Raw genomic sequence first — 15,168 nt, forward strand, 5'->3', positions numbered from 1 at the left:
TATGGAGGGGCGATGGACCGTCTGGAGTGGGTTCGCAGGCACTATGCGGAGTCGGCTGTCGCACTGGACCCCGACGCCTTTGTCGAGGGTCTGGGCAAGAACGTCCGGATGAGCCGCGGAGCTGCGGTCATCGTGGGACGGGACGAGATTCGGGACGCCGTCGAGAGGATGCGAGCCGCCGGCCTTCTCGCCATCCGGCACGACGTCAGTGGCCTCTGGGAACCCGAACCCGGAGTGGTGATCGCTGAGGCCACCGTGACGTACCAGTACGAGACCGAGGTGACTCCGGCTGCACCGGTCGTGAGTGTGTTCCGCTGGGAAGCGGACGAGGTCGTGGACCTTCGCGTGTATATGGACAGTGTGCGAGGGCCGCAGGGGACCGCCTGAAGCGCGTTGCAGAACGCCTCGATCAGGCAGGCGGAACTGGGCGTTTTGCGCGTCCGGTCACGCGGTGAGGGCGAGGTTGTGCATGCGGGCGACGGCCTGGGCAGCCTGATGGAGGCCGGCGCCATGTTGCTGGCAGTCGCGGAGGATCTTGTAGTTCTTCATCCGGCGATTACGTGCTCGACGCGGGCGCGGACCTTGCGGTGCATGGCGTTGTCCTCCTCCTCGCCCTTGAGTTGCGGTCGGCCGGGCCGTTTGCGGTGCGGGACGATCAGCCCGGTGTTGATGTAGGTGCTGTCGCCGGCCAGGACGTGCCCACCGTGCGGCCGCCGACCTCACCTGGTGCACCTCCGCGACCGCAGAGTGGCAGCCTGGCGGTGGTGATCGGCCTGCCACTGTCCGGCAGCCGCAACGACTGCCGGACGTTCACGGAGTCCGGCGTCGACCGGGTCTGCCGCGGCACGCCGACCATCGCCGACGGCGGATGTTGGGGCACCGGACTGCTCATCCCACATCGCGAACCACGAGGGCAGGCAACTCAAGGGCAATGGCGTTCTCCAGGTCATGCTCGATATCGCCCGCCTGCACGACTTGGCATCGGCTGGTGGAGCAGTTCTGGCAGCGGCGGGGGTGCTCAGCGCAGCGTCAAGTGCACCAGGTCGATGTCCTGGTCACGAGCCCGGGCGAAGCACCGGCTCTTCCCCGTGACGATGAAGCCGCACTTCTCCAGCACGCGGATGGAGCCGGCGTTGTCAGCGGCGGCGTCAGCATGCAGCGGCCGCGCGGGCTCCAGCTTGATCAGTTCAGCCAGGGCCGCGGTGGCAATGCCCTGGCCCCAATGCACTCGCCCAATGACGTACGTGACCTCACGTTCCGACGGCGAGCCGAAGACAGCGGCGTGCCCTGCTACAGCACCGTCGGCGAGAACGGTTCGCAAGATCACGGACGGATCCGAGCGCACCTTCGACCAGTGCTGGTCGAAGTGGCCGCGATCATAGTGATACTTCCTGGTCACCGCTGCCATCCGCTGCACCTCGGGATCCGTCAGCTGCTGCCAGAAGATCGGCAGGTCGCTGTCGTCAAGCTCGCGCAGGAATATGCCCATAGGCGCAGTCTCACTCTCCAGAAGATCGGTACCCAGGTAGAGCTGGTCCAGCCTAGGCCCAGCTCGCAGTTACGGGACAAGCTTTAAAGCCCCCTGATGCGCACCCGCCCCGCTGTCACTCGGCGAGCCGGCCACGGGCCGCCCGGAGCCTCGCCTTCGACCGCGGCTCCCCACATTCGCCGGCACCGTATCCATCCACTGACCTCTTGTTCGGTCTCGACCGCCGGAACCAGGATCTCGCCGACCCGGGGCGGGCCGCCGCCATGCCCGTCGGGCGTGATCTTCGCGGAATCAGTCATCCGGTACCCGCCGCGGTAGCCGCACAGTGAAGACGGCGCCGTCGTCGCAATGCGCGGCCGCATGACCGCCGAGGCGCATCGCCGCCTGCCGGACCAGCGCAAGCCCGAGTCCGCGATGTCCCTGGACGGCGGTCGGCTTTGTCGACCATCCCGACTCGAACACGCGTGGCAGGTGCTCAGGCGCGATTCCCGGTCCGTTGTCACGTACCTCGATCACCGCTTCGGCGCCGTCGACGCACAGGCCGACCTCCACTCGCGGGTGCACCACCTCCGCCAGAGCGTCCATCGCGTTGTCGATGAGGTTCCCGACGATCGTCACCAGCTCCGCAGCGGGCAGAACCGCGCTGGTGAAACTCGGATCCGGAGCGATCACCAGGTCGATGCCGCGCTCGCGCGCGACGGCCGTCTTGCCGAGCAACAGCGCGACCAGCGCCGGCTGTTCGATCTGTTCCTGCAACCCGCTGAGCAGGTCCTGGGCAACCTCCACCTGCTCGGTGGCGAAGCGCACTGCCTCCTCGTAGCGTCCCAGCTCGACCAGAACGACGATGGTGTGCAGTTGGTTGGCCGATTCGTGCACCTGTGCCTGCAACGAGTTGGCGAGCGCGCGTACCGTCTCGAACTCGCGCGAGAGTTCAGCCTGCTCGTAGGCGAGCTTGCCGCGCTCCTGTTCCGCTGCCAGAGCTCGTCGGCTGGTCGCTTCGGCGAGCGCCCCGACCAGGACACCGAGGCCGAGGTACATGGCGACGGCCAGGAAGTTCTGCCAGTTCTCAGAATTGAAGGGGCGCAACGGCGGGATGTAGAACGAGTCGAAGGCCAGGGCCGCCGCAATCGCCAGCGGGATGCCGTACAGCGGACCACGGCGCCTGGCCACCACGACCACCGCGCACAGATAGGCCATGCCCCAGACCACGATCAGCACGATCTGGTCCCGGAACGGGACCGCCGCCGCCACGCTGACGAAGAAGACCACGCTGACGACGAAGGCCGACGCAACTTCGGCCAGTCGACGCCCGTTCACGCCCCGAATCCAGCCCATCAAATGCACCTCCACGCCGTTGACGCCGAGGTCCGCCTTCAAGAAAGCCCGCGGCTGGGCTCGCCCTGATCAGCTCGGCCACCTGTTCCTCGGGGCTCGCGAAGCCGACAGCTTACGGCCGGACGCTCCCGGCCCGGCCCGACACGTCTCCTCACCTGGGGCATGCTCCTTTCCTCGCAGCCGAATGGACTTGATCGCTCCTCGGAGTGGCCGCCTTGCGAAAAGGCGAGGTCAGCGGGCGGAACGGGGTGTCAGCCGGATGACCGGAATCTCCCGATCGGTGTTCACCTGGTACTGCGCGAACCGCGGTGCGGCAGTCGTGATCTGCCGCCATGCCTCCTCTCGTTCCGCACCTTGGAGTTGCTCGGCGTCGACGTACACCTTGCGGCCCCCCAACTCCACCTGTACCTGGTCGGGGTGAGCGGCGAGGTTGAGGTACCAGGCCGGGTTCTTGGGCGCTCCGGCTGCCGATGCCACGATCAGCCAGCCGCCGCTCTTGCCAGGAAACCAGCCCACGGGCGTCGAACGCGGCTCACCACTCTTGCGACCGGTGGTCGTGAGGACGAGGGCGTTGAGGCCCCTCAGCTTGGCACCGCCCTTGCGGCGTATCCGCTTCATCATCCACTTGTTGAACCACTTGGCCGCTCGGCCGGGTTGGCGGGCGCCACGGGTGCCTGCGGACGTGTTGAAGCTGCTGCTCATGAGATCTCCTGCTACTCAAGACAATGACCGGTCAAGTGGAAGGTTGAGCTACGTTGCGGGGACCACGCCCATCCGCCCGCTGCGATAGTCCGCGATGGCCTGGACGATCTCGTCGTGCGTGTTCATCACGAACGGGCCGTACGCCGCGAGGGGTTCACCGATGGGAAGTCCGCCAAGCAGCAGGACCTCCATCTCGCCGGTTCGATTCGACTGACGGTCGTCCGCCGTCACGGTAAGCGCTCCGCCCGCGCCGAAGTAGGCGATCTGTCCCTCGGTCACAGGACGCCGCTCGGTTCCCACGGAACCCTGGCCGGACAGCACGTACGCCATGGCGGAGAACTCGGGCCGCCAGGGGAGCCGCAGCCGGGCACCCGGCGCGATCGAGGCGTGCGCGAGCGTGATCGGGGTGTGCGTGACCCCAGGGCCGTGTTGTCCTGCGATCTCCCCGGCGATGACACGAAGCAGTGCCCCGCCGTCATGCGAGGCCAGCAACGCCAGCCGGGAGCCGGCGATGTCCTGGTAGCGCGGCGGCGCCATTTTCAGTTCGCTCGGGAGGTTCACCCACAGCTGCACGCCCTGGACGACACCGCCCTCCATGACCAGACGTTCCGACGGGCTCTCGTGGTGCTGCACACCGGAGCCCGCGGTCATCCACTGAGTGTCTCCGCCCCGGATGATCCCGCCGCCCCCGTGCGTGTCCTCGTGCTCGATCTCACCGTCGATCAGATACGTGACGGTTTCGAAGCCCCGGTGCGGATGCCAGGGGCGTCCTTTCGCCGTCCGAGGCTCGAGGACGGTGTCGGCGCGGTGGTCGAGCAGGAGGAACGGGTCGGACATGCGCATCCCGGCACCGGGGGCCGGGAACACCCGACGGACACCGAAGCCCTCCGTGGGTTCCTCGTCCACTCCGGTCTTGAGATGGGCGACGGGTCGGTCGACGGTGGCCCCGGGAAGGTCGGGAACGCGGGGCAGGACCAGCAGGTCCGGAACGGATATCGCGGGCATGGGAATCTCCTGTGTGTCAGTGGGCCGGGCAGGGCCGCTCGGTCAGCGCGAGACGTCCGTGTCGCTGTAGCCCGGTGTCCATTGCGCCGAGGCGATCGCCTTGCGCAGTTGCCTCTCGGTCGCCTTCGGCGCCACACCGTCCTCGACCGCGGCCAGTGCGGCGGCCAGGGCGACATCCCGGGCGGCCGCTCTCATCCCGCCGAGCGGCGGGAGCAGTCGCGCCGGACCGTCGTCGTCCTGGGCCTCCGCGGCACAGCGTGCGATGGCCCGGGCGGCGGCGACCAGCATGCGGTCGGTGACGCGGTCGGCCCGGCTCGCGGTCACCGCGAGTCCGATGGCGGGGAAGACATACACGTTGTTCGCCTGGGCCACCGTCACCTCGTGCCCGTCGGCCTTCAATGGCGCGAAGGGCGAGCCGGTGGCGATCAGGGCCGTGCCGTCGGTCCAGCGGTACAGGTCCGCCGGGTCCGCCTCGGCGTTCGAGGTGGGGTTGGAGAGGGGGAAGATGACGGGCCGTTCGCAGGTGGAGGCCATCTGCCGCACGATGTCCTCGGTGAACGCGCCCCGGGCCGTCGACAGCCCGATCAACGCTGTCGGGGCGGTGCGGCGCACCACCTCGGCGAGACCGAGGCCGTCCCAGTCGGCCACTTCTTCGTCGTCGCGCGCGTAGAGCCGCTGCTCCTCGGTCAGGTCGGTGCGTGAGCGCACCAGCAGGCCTTCGGCATCGACGACCCAGAAGCGGGCGGCGGCCTCGGTCGTCGTGAGCCCCTCCTCGGTCATCGCCGCGCGGATCATGTCCGAGACACCGATGGCGGCCGAACCCGCGCCGAGCACCACGAGACGCTGCTGTGCCAGGGGTGTGCCGGCTATGTCCGCTGCGGTGGACAGGGCGGCGAGCGCCACGGCGGCGGTGCCCTGGATGTCGTCGTTGAAGGTGAGCAGACGGTCGCGGTAGCGGGTGAGGATGGGACGCGCGTGGTGGGTGGCGAAGTCCTCCCACTGGAGCAGGGTGTTCGGCAGCTCCGCCTCGACGGCCGAGACGAAGGCCTCGATCATCTCGTCGTACTTCGCGCCCGTGAGGCGGTGGCTGCGGCGGCCCAGGTAGCGCGGATCGGCCAGCAACTGCTCGTTGTCCGTGCCGACGTCCAGCAGGATCGGCAGCGTGCGCGCCGGGTCGATACCGCCGATCGCCGTGTACAGACTCAGCTTGCCGATCGGGATGGCCATGCCGCCCACGCCGAGGTCGCCCAGGCCGAGGATGCGCTGTCCGTCGGTGACCACGATGACGTCCACGTCCTCGTCGCCGTGCGGCCGGTTGCGCAGGATCTCCCGAAACCTGTGCCGGTCCTCCCAGCCCAGGAACATTCCCCGCGGTCGGCGGTATATCGAGTTGAACAGTCGGCAGGCATCCCCGACGGTCGGTGTGTAGACGATCGGGAGCATCTCTTCGAGGTGCTCGGTCACCAGGCGGTAGAAGAGGACCTCGTTGGTGTCCTGCAGCTGTCGCAGGTAGATGTGCTGGTTGAGGGGCCTGGCATAGTTGCGGAAGGCATCGTAGGCCCGGGCGACTTGCTGCTTGAGAGTCTCCACGGCAGGCGGCAGCAGACCGTCGAGGCCGAGCCGGGCGCGTTCGTGCGGGCTGAACGCTGTCCCCTTGTTGAGGAGGGGGTCGGCGAGGACGGCGGTGCCGCGGTGTTCGGCGTGCGAGTGGTTGTCGGGCATCACGGATTCCCAGGGGTTACGGACAGTTGAGGAGACCGTGGCCGACGACGTCGGTCGCGACGCCGCCGGCCACCGTTCCCGGGTCAGGGGAAGATGGGCCCCTTCTTCTCGTGCGCGAGAACGTCCTCGACCAGCGCCTTCAGGTTCGCCACGGACTGCGCCTCGGTCTCGGGCGTCGCCGTCCTCGACTCCTGCGAACCGCTGCCGTTGACGACGCGACGGAACAGGGTGCCCTCAGGGACCTGCTCGAACGTGTACGAGATGGACCCGGGGCCGGGCACGAGCTCGATGGTCACGTGCTTGGCCCGCTCGTACTCAGCGACCCGCCAGGTCAGTTCCCTGGACCCCTCGGCGGTGCGGATGAACTCGGTGAACTCGTCGCCCGGGAGGAACGGCCGCTGGACCGTGCCCGTGACGGCGCGGGTGAGGATGTGCCACTGCGGCCAGAAGCGGGCCTGCGTGATGATGTCGAAGACCTGCTCGGGAGAGCCGTTGATCGTGGTTTCCATGGGAATGGGGGCCATGGACGTGCTCCTTCGCTTGGTGCTTGATGTGGGGGGCTGCTGGGCGGGGCGCAGATGCGCCCCGCCCGGTGGTCAGTTCTGCTTGAAGAGCGCGCCGGCGCCGTCGGCGACGGTCTCCAGGCCGAGAGTGCGCAGCACCTTCCAGGACGTGGCCGCGGCCGCCGTGACGACGGGCAGGCCGAGGCGCTTCTCGGCGTCCGGGATGGCGGGAAGGGAGGGCATCTGGACGCAGGCGGAGAGTACGACGGCGTCCACGCCGCGGGTGTCGAGGCCGGCCGCGATGTCCGGCAGCCGGGACGGGTCCAGGCGGCCGACGGCGAGGTTGTCGTCGACCTCCAGGCTGATGGAGTCCTGTACCTCGATGCCCTCGGACTCGATGTAGTCGGCCACCAGGGCGGTGAGCGGCTTCATGTACGGGGTGACGATGGACACCTTGCGGGCGCCGAGGTGGTGCAGCCCCTCCACAAGCGCTCCCGCGCTGGAGAGCACGTCCACGGCGCAGCCGTTGTCGGCGGCGGTGCGGGTGAGATCGGCTTCGATGCCGCGGTGCACGCCGTTGCCCTGGGACATGATCGCGACCAGGCAGGCGTAGGCCATCACTTCGACCTGGGCGTCGGCGAGTTCGATCGCCGCCCGGCCGGCGTCGGCGTTCATGGCGGCCAGCTCGCTCTTCTCCACGGTCTTCATCCGCATACGGCTGGCGTGGAAGGTGAACTGATCACCCGTCAGCGCGCTCTGCCGACGGAGGATCTCCGGGATCTCGGTCTCCATGGTGGTGTTGGAACTCGGTACGAGCAGGCCGATCCGATGACTGGACATGGTTTTCCTCAGGTGTGATCAGGAATGGGAGAGGGTCTGGGCGCTCGGGGAATGGTGGAGCGCCGACAGGAGCAGGTGGTCCAGCAGAGGCCACACGAACTCGGGATTCTGGAGATGGGGGCAGTGGCCGGCGCCGGCCAGCACGGTCGCCTCGGGGTACAGCCGTACGAGCTCGGCCGGTGGGCACAGCGGATCACGTTCGCCGGCGACGAGCGCGATCTCCTGAGCCCGGCACGAGGCCATCAGCCCTCGCAGATCCGGCGCGCCGACGGAGAGAACGGCGGGATCCGCCACGGCTTCCCACTGATTGCCGTCTCCGATGACGAGGGAGTCGCACAGCGCCGAGTCGGGGTCCACCACGTCGTCCATCGCGGCGACCGTGAGTACATGGCGCACGGCTTCGTCCCGGGAGGCGAACACTTTGGCGGGCGCACCCGCGACTGCGGCCACTACCATCTTCTCGTGGTCGGACCAGGCAGGTTTGACACCGATGGCGCACACCGTGGAGACCTTGAGGCCGAACCAGCCCGTGGCCAGCGTCAGAGCAACCGCGCCGCCGAGCGAGTGACCGAGGACGTGGACGGGCACGCCCCGGGGCGCGGTCTCCAGGACGGCGTCGGCGACCTGTGCGGCCAGCCGTCCGTGGCTGTAGCGGCTCAACCGCGGAGAGCGGCCGTGGCCGGGCAGGTCGGGAACGATCCAGCCGCCTGACCAGCGCTCCTCCAGGATCCGCTCGACGCCGTGCCAGACGTCGCCATTGGCCAACGCGCCGTGGAGCAGCACCAGTACGGGTCCGTCGGGGTTGCCTCCTCGGCGCACGTACATGCCGCCCGTGGACACGGTCCGGTCTTGCAGAGAGGTGCGGGTTGACATGGTGGAGCCTCCTACGCGCGCGGAGCCCGGTCGAGGTAGTCGAAGACCGGCTTGGCGGGGGCCAGCGACAGGTCGGTGACGATGTGGCTTGCCGACACGACCTCGACGACCGGCAGGTCCGCGAGCGGGGCGAGCACGTGCTGGAAGAGCTGGAGGCGGGCGGGACCGCTCCAGGCCTCCTTCACGACTATGTCCGTGATCTGGGTGCGGACGAGATCGGCGACCCGCGGTTTGAAGTCGTAGCCGGGCACGATCTTCACCATGTAGGTCGGCACCGTGATCTGCTGCAGGGCCTCGTCCGGATCCAGCCGCCGGTGCTTGTAGCCCATCGTCGCCGTGGCCACGCGCAGGGTCCCGAAGTCGAGGGTGCCCACGAGCGTGCCGTGGTCGACGTAGAGGCGCGGCGTGCCCAGCACCTTGGGATAGGCGGACAGTTCCCGGCCGCCGGCGGTGGCCGGGAAGTTGTCCAGGTACATGGCGTGCAGGTACTCGCCCTGCTCGCCCTCGAAGTCCACCGGGATCGCGACGCCGGCCTCCGTGTAGGGGCCGAAGCCCCCGACGTCGCCCATGTGCATGATCTCGAAGCGCACGAGGGGTTCGCCGACTGCCAGCGGTTCCGGAACGACCGCCCGCAGCGCCTCCGGGTCGGTGCGGTAGACGATGTTGAGGTACTCCCGGTCGATGAACCGGGTGCCGGACGGCGTCGGGTAGGCGGGCGCGGTCAGCGGCGTGTTGAGGCTTCTGATGACCTGATCGGCGTGCATGGCAGGTCTCCGATCAGGCGTTGCGCCAGCTGGCGAGGTAGTCGGAGTCCTCGCTGGCCAGGGCGGCTTCGCCGATGTCGAGCGGGCGGAAGGTGTCGATCATGACGGCGCGCAGGTTCTTGATCTCGATGCGGCCCGCGTTGTAGGCGTCGACGGACTTCTCCAGCTCGTCGGTGTGCGGGCCGTGGATGAAGCCGGCGGGGTGCCAGGTGATGGCCCCTGTCTCGATGCCGTGCCCTGCGCGGGCGCCGCCCGCCGCCTCCACGTAGAACATCAGCTCGTCGGAGTCGACGTTGGCGTGGTTGTAGGGGACGATCACCGCGTCCGGGTGGTACTCGACCTTGTGCGGCACGAACGAGCAGATGACGAAGCCCGGCGCCTCGAAGGTCTGGAAGGTGGGCGGCGGCTGGTGGATCCGGCCGATGATCGGCTCGTAGTCGTCCATGCTGAACGCGTACGGGTAGAGCTGTCCGTCCCAGCCCACGACGTCGAACGGGTGGTGGGCGTAGGTGTAGCGCGTGCCGCCGGCCCGGTGACGCACGTACACGTCGACGTTGTCGCCCTCCACGACGAGGGGCTCCGACGGCCCGCGCAGATCCCGCTCGCAGTACGGGGAGTGTTCCAGGAACTGGCCGCGGGCGGACAGATAGCGCTTGGGCGGTCGGATGCCGCCGGTCGATTCCGCGATGAGGAGCCGTACCGGCTCGTCACCCGTCGGGACCCACCGGTGCGTCGCGGAGGTCGGCATGATGACGAAGTCGCGCGGGCCGACGTCCAGTGAGCCGAAGACGGTCTCGACGCGGGCGGTGCCGGACTCGACGAAGTACATCTCGTCGCCCATGGCGTTGCGGTACAGCGGGCTGGGGCGGTCGGCGACGACGTAGCTAACCCGCACGTCCGGGTTGGCGGCCAGTAGGCGGCGGCCGGTGACCGCGTCGCCTCCCTCGTCCACTTTGTGGGTGCGGACCAGACGGGGCTTGAGGGGGTGGTTGGGTGTGGTGTCCTGCCCCGTGATGTCCCAGGCGTCGACCGCGACCACGTCGGTGGGCGCGTAGGTGTGGTAGAGCAGGGCGGAGTCGGACGAGAAGCCCTCGGTGCCCATCAGTTCCTCGCGGTACAGCCCGCCGTCGGGCTTGCGGAACTGGACGTGTCGCTTGTGGGGCACCTGTCCCACGGAACGGTAGAACGGCATTGCTGCCTCCAGGGGGGTTGGGTGGTGCTGTGGCTCGGGCGATGACGGCGTCAGGACGCGTCGAGGCGCTCGCCCAGCCACTTGGTGACGATCTCTCCGGCGGCCTCGCGCGGGTTGTAGTCGAGAGGCGCGTTCGGCAGCAGGAAGAGGTAGTGGTGGGCGTGGGCGAGCGTCATGAACGTCTTGTCGGTCGCCGGGATGCGGGAGAAGATCTCCTCCTGCTCCTCCGGGTAGGCGTCGGTGTCGCCCAGCGGTGCGACGACGAGCGTGGGCACGTCGATGTGCTCGGCCGCGTGGGTCCACTCCGCCTGGGCCGACAGGCCGCTCCAGGTCGACAGCCAGGCGCGTGCGGTGAGGATCCGGCCCAGCGCGTTGGGGCCGTAGGAGCCGCGGAGCGGGTGGCCGCCCGAGAAGATGCTGCCGGGGACGCGGTGGTTGGGGTGGATGCTCGGGTCGGTGTGCGCCGGGTTGGCGACCGTTCCGTAGATGCTCATGAACGGTGACATCAGTGCCCGGCGTGCTGTCGGCGAGCCGAGCTTCTCCCGGTCGACGGCCTGGCGGGCTTCCTCGTAGTCGGCGATGAGGGAGCGGGCGATGACGTCCAGGCGACGGGCGCGGGCGCGCTGGCCTTCGCGGTAGGCGGCGAGCCACTCGGTGTCGTACTTGCTCGGCTCCGGGAACGGCTGGTAGCCGTTGTCGGGGTTGAACATGTCCAGCGCCGGGTCGATCGCCGTCGGGTTGGACTCGTCGACGATCGCCGGGTCGAGCATGTTGAGCATGATGATGCCCTCGCCGGCGTGCGGGGCCAGGGCGACATAGAAGTCGGCCGCAGGCATGTCCTCCGCGGCGAACCGGGTCGGCGTGCCGTGCGGGCCGTGCGTGTGGCGCTCCTCGGGCGGGAGCGCGGCCTGCCACTGGTAGTACGACAGCAGTGAGGTGCCGCCGCTGCTGCCGATGAGCACGATCTTCTCGAAGCCGCGCTCCTTGAGCATCCGGATACCCGCAGCGGTGTCGAGGACGACCTCCTCGTGGACCATGTCGCTGTCGTTGTTCAGTGCGCGGCTGGTCTGTCCCCACACCGCGTACCCCGCCGCCAGCAGATACGGGCTCAGGTACTGCCGGGACTGGTTCTCCCGCGGGTGCATGAACACCGCGACCGTCCTGGGCCTCGGGCCCGGCGGCAGGTGCAGCAGGCCGAACGAGAAGGCACCGTCGGAAGCCGTGATGTCGATGAACTCCCGCTGCGTCCCCGCCGGAAGCTGGTCCATCCGGTAGGCGTTGACGCTGCCTCGCGCCCGGCGCTCGGGAGTGACGAACAGTTCGGGAAGGGGGGTGTCGGGGAGTCGGTACCTGCTCTGTGCAGTCATGTCGGGTCCTCACAAGGGCGACAGAAAGGGAAACCTCGTAATCACATATTCATATGGGAAAGATGGAATGTCAAGCGAGGGTCGGTCATAATGGGCCGGAGACGCTCACGCAGTTTGGTCAGGAGAGGCCGTGTACATGTCGAACGAGTCCTGTGTCGACGGGATCCCGTGTCCCGCGACGGACGACGGGGACGTCCTCAATCCGGACGTGCCGATGCAGCAGCAGATCTATCGGCAACTACGCGCGGAGATCCTCGACGGGCTGTGGGTGGGCCGCACGGACTTTCCCGGCGAGCGCGAGCTGGCCGAGCGCTTCAAGGTCAGTGTGGTGACGGCCCGGACTCCGCTGGAGCGCCTCGGCGAAGAGGGTCTGGTCGAGCGCGGTCGCGGCAAGCGCCCACGGGCCGTCTACATACCGCCGAGCCCGGGCGACGACAACGACCTGCCGGTCTTCTATCCGGAGGAGGAGTCGTCGGAGTACGGGTACGAGCTGCTGCAGGTCGGCGTCGATGTCGCCCCCGCAGAGGCCTGCCGGGTGTTCGGGCTGCCGCCGGGAAGCAAGCTGTGGCAGTGCGTCCGCCTGCGGATCTACCAGGGCCTTCCGCACGTCGTCTCGCACAATGTGCAGCTGCCCGAACTGGGCGAGCGGCACAGCCTCGAAGACCTCAGGACCAAGCCCATGATGTCGATCCTGGCCGGGGAGGGCATCGACGTCACCACGATCCGCAGACGGCTGCACGCCGGTACCCCGCCGCCGATCGTCTCGCGCCACCTGGGTCTGTACCTCGACACCCCGGTGTCCGTGTGCGTGCTGACACTGCTCGACGAGAACGACGCCCCTGTCGAGTGGATAAGGGCGTACGTCGACCCGAAGCTGCCGGTGCGTGAAGAGGTCCGCGACGTGCACAAAGGGTACTGGGTGATCCCGAGCCGTCAGCAGGGCTGACCGGCCATATGCGGATGGCGCCCAGGAGTATGGGGGACTCCTGGGCGCCATCCGTATGTCGGCTCAGGCCGGCAGGAACACCGACTGCAACTCCAGGTATGCGTTGAGGCCTTCGGGGCCCAGCTCACGCCCCAGACCGCTGGCGCGGCGGCCGCCGAAGGGGGAGTTGAAGTCCAGGCGGTAGCCGTTGATACCGATGCTGCCGGTGCGCACCCGGCGGGCGATGGCGGCGCCGCGCTCCACGTCGGTGGTCCAGACCGTGCCGCCGAGCCCGTACTCGGAGTCGTTGGCGAGAGCCACCGCCTCGTCGTCCGAGCCGTAGGGCGTGACGACGAGAACGGGGCCGAAGATCTCCTCGCGGAAGATGGTCATGTCGGGACGTACGTCGGCGAAGACCGTCGGCTCGACGTACCAACCGCGGTCGAGTCCGGCCGGGCGTCCGCCGCCGGCCGTGAGCCGGGCTCCCTCGGAGCGGCCGGACGCGATGTACCCCTCGATGCGCTCGCGCTGCGCGGCGGAGACCACGGGACCCACGGCGGTGGCCGGGTCCAGGGGATCGCCGACCCGCAGACCGGTGGCCATGGCGGAGACGGCGTCGAGCACCTCGTCGTAGCGGCTCGCGGGTGCGAGGAGCCGGGTACTGCCGTAGCAGGTCTGGCCGTTGTTGAAGAACGAGACGCCGGGAAGCCCCTTGATGGTGGCGTCGAGATCGGCGTCGTCGAGGACGATCGCGGCCGATTTGCCGCCGAGCTCCAGGGTGACCGGGCGCAGCAGCCGCCCGCAGACCTCGGCGATCGACCGGCCGGCCGGCGTGGAACCGGTGAAGCCGATCTTGTCGACGCCGGGGTGGGCGACGAGGGACTCACCCGCTTCGAGGGCGCCGGGCACGATGTTCAGTACGCCGGCCGGCAGGCCCGCCTCGGCGGCGGCCTCGGCCAGCAGGTACGCGTCCAGCGAGGTCTCCAGCGCGGGCTTGAGGACGATCGCGCAGCCCGCCGCGAGCGCGGGTGCGACCTTCATGATCGCGAGCGTCTGGGGGTAGTTCCACGGCACGATCGCCCCGACGACCCCGACCGGTTCCCGTCGGACCAGGGTGGTGGTGCCGGTGAAGGAGGGGCGCCGTTCCTCCCACTCGAAGGTGCGGGCGAGCCCCGCGTAGTACCTGAGGATCGCCGCCGTGCTGTGCGCGTTGGCCTGCGGGGACATGGCGATCGGCATGCCGTTCTCGCGGGAGACCAGTCGGCCGAACTGGTCGGCCCGCGCCTGGATGGCGTCGGCGAACCGCTCCATCGCGTCCGCGCGTTCGGCGGGGCTCGCCGCGGGCCAGGGGGAACCGGGTGCGTCCAGCGCACGCCGGGCCGCGGTCACCGCGGCGTCGATGTCCTTGCCGCCCGCGACGGGGACTCGTCCGATCGGTTCCTCGGTGGACGCGCCGATGACGGTGTAGGTCTCCGAGCCGAGCGGCTGCCGCCAGTCGCCGTCGATATAGAAGGAGGTGTGCTCCGTGAAGCTGTCCATGTGCATGTTCCCTGCGTGGGGGTCCGCAGGCTGCCGGGCCACGTCCGCGTGCCCGGACAGCCTCCTAAACGACTATTCATATGTGAATATACGTGCTAGGGGTGGGTGTGTCAGCGAGGAGCCATGCGAATCGCTCCGTCCAGTCGGATGACCTCGCCGTTCAGCATCGGGTTCTCGGCGATGTGCTGGACCAGCGCGGCGTACTCGGAGGGGTGGCCGAGGCGGCTGGGGTGGGGGACCTGGGCGCCGAGCGATGCCTTGGCGTCTTCGGGGAGCCCCGCGAGCATCGGCGTCTCGAACAGCCCCGGGGCGATGGTCATGACGCGGATGCGGTGGCTCGCCAGGTCCCGGGCGACGGGCAGCGTGAGGCCGACCACGCCTCCTTTGGAGGCGGAGTAGGCGGCCTGTCCGATCTGACCGTCGTAGGCGGCCACGGAGGCGGTGTTGACGATCACGCCTCGTTCCTCGCCGCCGTCGGCCGGTTCCAGCGCGGCCATCCTCTCGGCCGCCAGCCGGATCACGTTGAAAGTGCCGACCAGGTTGACCTGCACGGTGCGCGCGAAGTCGGCGAGCGGGAAGGGGCCGTTCTTCGAGAGTGTCCGGGCGGCGGTACCGATGCCGGCGCAGTTGACGGCGATCCGTGGCGCACCGAGCTCGGCGGCCGCGTCGAGCGCGGCGTTCACGTCGGCCTCGTCGGTGACGTCGGTGGAGACGAAGACGGCCCGGTCGCCGAGTGTGGCGGCGACCGCCTTGCCTTCGGAGGAGGGGAGGTCGGCCAGAACGACCGAGGCTCCGGCGTGGAGCAGCCGCTTGGCGGTGGCGAGGCCGAGGCCCGAGGCTCCGCCGGTGATGAGGGCGACGCTGTCTGCGATGTTCATGGTCTGTGCTCCCGTGCGGCGTGGGGTGTGAGTG

Annotated in this window: 15 protein-coding genes and 2 pseudogenes; 3 read left to right on the forward strand and 14 right to left on the reverse strand. The window is 69.0% G+C overall.

Translation table 11 applies throughout. The annotated features are described in order from the left end of the window. Window positions 1-12: 12 nt before the first annotated feature. Complete coding sequence (locus ABZ928_RS00070) at window positions 13-387, forward strand: hypothetical protein (RefSeq protein WP_361513979.1); 375 nt, start codon at window positions 13-15, stop codon at window positions 385-387. A gap of 57 nt (window positions 388-444) precedes the next feature. Here ABZ928_RS00070 and ABZ928_RS00075 read toward each other — a convergent pair. Further along, window positions 445-692: pseudogene (locus tag ABZ928_RS00075) on the reverse strand (transposase family protein); the annotation flags it as partial. 75 nt (window positions 693-767) lie between these two features. Here ABZ928_RS00075 and ABZ928_RS00080 point away from each other — a divergent pair. After that, window positions 768-990: pseudogene (locus ABZ928_RS00080) on the forward strand (IS5/IS1182 family transposase); the annotation flags it as partial. Window positions 991-1,018: 28 nt separating this feature from the next. Here ABZ928_RS00080 and ABZ928_RS00085 read toward each other — a convergent pair. From ABZ928_RS00085 to ABZ928_RS00135, 11 genes are all read right to left on the reverse strand, one after another. Further along, window positions 1,019-1,489 (reverse strand): GNAT family N-acetyltransferase, encoded by a 471-nt coding sequence (locus tag ABZ928_RS00085; RefSeq protein ID WP_361513981.1) that lies wholly within the window; start codon window positions 1,487-1,489, stop codon window positions 1,019-1,021. A 291-nt stretch (window positions 1,490-1,780) separates the two neighbouring features. Then, entirely contained in the window at window positions 1,781-2,866 is a 1,086-nt protein-coding gene (locus ABZ928_RS00090) for an ATP-binding protein (RefSeq protein ID WP_361513984.1), read from the reverse strand. Window positions 2,867-3,055: 189 nt separating this feature from the next. Next, window positions 3,056-3,526: a nitroreductase/quinone reductase family protein gene (locus ABZ928_RS00095; RefSeq protein ID WP_361513987.1), complete on the reverse strand. Its 471-nt coding sequence runs from the start codon at window positions 3,524-3,526 to the stop codon at window positions 3,056-3,058. Between the two features lie 48 nt (window positions 3,527-3,574). Beyond that, entirely contained in the window at window positions 3,575-4,531 is a 957-nt protein-coding gene (locus tag ABZ928_RS00100; protein ID WP_361513989.1) for a pirin family protein, read from the reverse strand. 42 nt (window positions 4,532-4,573) lie between these two features. Then, window positions 4,574-6,253: an NAD-dependent malic enzyme gene (locus ABZ928_RS00105; RefSeq protein WP_361513991.1), complete on the reverse strand. Its 1,680-nt coding sequence runs from the start codon at window positions 6,251-6,253 to the stop codon at window positions 4,574-4,576. A gap of 83 nt (window positions 6,254-6,336) precedes the next feature. Further along, the gene (locus tag ABZ928_RS00110; RefSeq protein ID WP_361513993.1) at window positions 6,337-6,777 is read right to left on the reverse strand and encodes an SRPBCC family protein; all 441 of its coding nucleotides are present in this window, start codon (window positions 6,775-6,777) and stop codon (window positions 6,337-6,339) included. Window positions 6,778-6,849: 72 nt separating this feature from the next. Then, a complete protein-coding gene (locus ABZ928_RS00115; protein ID WP_361513995.1) occupies window positions 6,850-7,596 on the reverse strand; it encodes an Asp/Glu racemase in 747 nt (248 codons plus the stop codon). A gap of 18 nt (window positions 7,597-7,614) precedes the next feature. Continuing rightward, on the reverse strand, window positions 7,615-8,469 hold the full coding sequence (locus tag ABZ928_RS00120; RefSeq protein ID WP_361513997.1) for an alpha/beta hydrolase: 855 nt from the start codon (window positions 8,467-8,469) through the stop codon (window positions 7,615-7,617). 11 nt (window positions 8,470-8,480) lie between these two features. Further along, a complete protein-coding gene (locus ABZ928_RS00125; RefSeq protein ID WP_361513999.1) occupies window positions 8,481-9,233 on the reverse strand; it encodes an acetoacetate decarboxylase in 753 nt (250 codons plus the stop codon). A 13-nt stretch (window positions 9,234-9,246) separates the two neighbouring features. Beyond that, window positions 9,247-10,425, reverse strand: a complete 1,179-nt coding sequence (locus ABZ928_RS00130) for a cupin domain-containing protein (RefSeq protein WP_361514001.1) — start codon at window positions 10,423-10,425, stop codon at window positions 9,247-9,249. 50 nt (window positions 10,426-10,475) lie between these two features. Then, window positions 10,476-11,792, reverse strand: a complete 1,317-nt coding sequence (locus ABZ928_RS00135; protein ID WP_361514003.1) for a hypothetical protein — start codon at window positions 11,790-11,792, stop codon at window positions 10,476-10,478. A 136-nt stretch (window positions 11,793-11,928) separates the two neighbouring features. Here ABZ928_RS00135 and ABZ928_RS00140 point away from each other — a divergent pair, with 136 nt between their 5' ends. After that, window positions 11,929-12,738 carry a GntR family transcriptional regulator gene (locus tag ABZ928_RS00140; RefSeq protein ID WP_361514005.1) on the forward strand — a complete coding sequence of 270 codons (810 nt, stop codon included), beginning with the start codon at window positions 11,929-11,931 and terminating at the stop codon, window positions 12,736-12,738. Window positions 12,739-12,801: 63 nt separating this feature from the next. On the opposite strand, the gene ABZ928_RS00145 is transcribed toward ABZ928_RS00140, so the two are convergent. Together ABZ928_RS00145 and ABZ928_RS00150 are read right to left on the reverse strand one after the other, a co-directional pair. Next, complete coding sequence (locus tag ABZ928_RS00145; protein WP_361514007.1) at window positions 12,802-14,256, reverse strand: aldehyde dehydrogenase; 1,455 nt, start codon at window positions 14,254-14,256, stop codon at window positions 12,802-12,804. Between the two features lie 110 nt (window positions 14,257-14,366). Then, window positions 14,367-15,134, reverse strand: coding sequence for a 3-hydroxyacyl-CoA dehydrogenase (locus ABZ928_RS00150; RefSeq protein ID WP_361514009.1), 768 nt, complete (start codon window positions 15,132-15,134; stop codon window positions 14,367-14,369). Between the last annotated feature and the right edge of the window lie 34 nt (window positions 15,135-15,168).

This window comes from Streptomyces sp. NPDC046909, assembly GCF_040644695.1.
Taxonomy (GTDB): domain Bacteria; phylum Actinomycetota; class Actinomycetes; order Streptomycetales; family Streptomycetaceae; genus Streptomyces.